2 protein-coding genes are annotated in these 1499 nt (G+C 37.0%); both read right to left on the bottom strand.

The annotated features are described in order from the left end of the window. Nucleotides 1-153: 153 nt before the first annotated feature. On the bottom strand, nucleotides 154-1242 hold the full coding sequence (locus A6E03_RS18300; protein ID WP_065601470.1) for a hypothetical protein: 1089 nt from the start codon (nucleotides 1240-1242) through the stop codon (nucleotides 154-156). 4 nt (nucleotides 1243-1246) lie between these two features. Continuing rightward, nucleotides 1247-1499, bottom strand: a 253-nt coding sequence (locus A6E03_RS20325) for a hypothetical protein (RefSeq protein ID WP_176703507.1), incomplete at its 5' end; no start/stop codon positions are given.

Here is a 1499-nt window from a genome sequence, read left to right as displayed (position 1 = left end):
AAGGGATTGGGCGAACATTGTGTAAATTAGCATCAGTTACATCAGGAGATTGATGCCAAGTCGCTTCAATTCTCTCACCCTCTTCATCTAGATAACTTGTAAAGTAAGCCCCTAATAAATAGATTCCGTGATCATAGGTTTTTAAAGCTGACATTACTTGTCCTCCTTAAACCATAAACCATTGTTTGCTAAACCATTATATAAAATAGCGTCGCCAGATAGCGCCCCATAATAAAATGCACGCCATGACCACACACGATCTCCAACGCGATCAACAATTCTAACTTTAGCAAAACTATCTAATGCACTAAAATGTGCGTCTTTCCCTAAAATTTGAGCAGGCGTGTAATCTGTAGTCATTTGCTTAACTGTTCCTTTTTCTATGTCAAAAAAGAAACCAAAAGAAGGATTAGATCCCCAAGCATAGCGACCAGTTGGACTGATCGATCTAACATTTAATTTTCTTTGTTCTCTAGGTAGTGATTTTGAAGACTTTAGCAACACGCCTTTATTTGATTTCAAATTAAGTCTATACACACCATAAACATTTAAACTAACTAACGTATCATCTGTAATTTTAGCAAAGCTACTAAATTGAAAATCAACCTCACTAATTTCACCCGTCTCTGAATCCCAACGAGCATAACTGTTTATAGCGCCATCAAAATACAAATAACGGCTGTCTTCCGACCAAAGCATATCAAGTGGCGAGGTGAATTTATGCATATCTGAAACCTTACCTGTTTTTAAATCATACACACTTTTATGGCCGCCAGATCCCGCCCAAGCTACATAACGATTATTTGGCGAACGAGTTAGATTTCGTACTTCCGTTAAATCGATAGTTGCATCCGTCACTAAACGTAAATCTGTTCCGTCGGTTTTCATGCTCCAAATTTTAAGCCCGCTCTCATACTCATCTTTTGAGCTTGAATTCGCCCATGCAAATTGAAAACGCGGTAAATCGTATGAGCTGGCATCATTAAGATCTTCTTTTGGCCACTCTTTGGCTTTTTCAATAAAGTAACGTGGAAAGTCTTGATACATTATTTTTAGATCTTTTTTGTTCGCAAACTCAATATCACCACTGCTTTCCATGGTGTAATAGTTATGCTCACCCACATAGGTGCGGTCAGGGTGTTGTTCAACCTTTAATTGAGCCTCTTCTGCCGCGATACTTTCAGGGTCATTGCACCCCAGTAAAGTGATGCTAAATAATGCAAGTAATAGTATTTTTTTCATTGTTCTAGCTTATTAATTCTGAAATTTTAATTTTTGTTAAATGTGAGATTATCTGTACATTTTTAATTATTAAATCAATCACATTTAATGGCGCTTTATGACGTAAAAAAGTTTGCTTTTTTGCTACAGTTTCAGGTGCTGGATTTTCATCAAAATAACCCAGTTGACACAGTAAACCGTCTTTATTAGTTCCCCATAATACTGGCTTTTCAGCATCATTAATCAAAACAGGCGTAAAAGGGATTGGGCGAACATTG

The organism is Aliivibrio sp. 1S128, from assembly GCF_001691065.1.
GTDB lineage: Bacteria > Pseudomonadota > Gammaproteobacteria > Enterobacterales > Vibrionaceae > Aliivibrio.
This window is presented reverse-complemented; position numbering and strand designations above follow the sequence as displayed.

Coding starts and splice junctions, on each gene's coding strand:
- A6E03_RS18300 (WP_065601470.1), bottom strand. CDS start 1,242: ATGAAAAAAATACTATTACTTGCATTATTTAGCATCACTTTACTGGGG.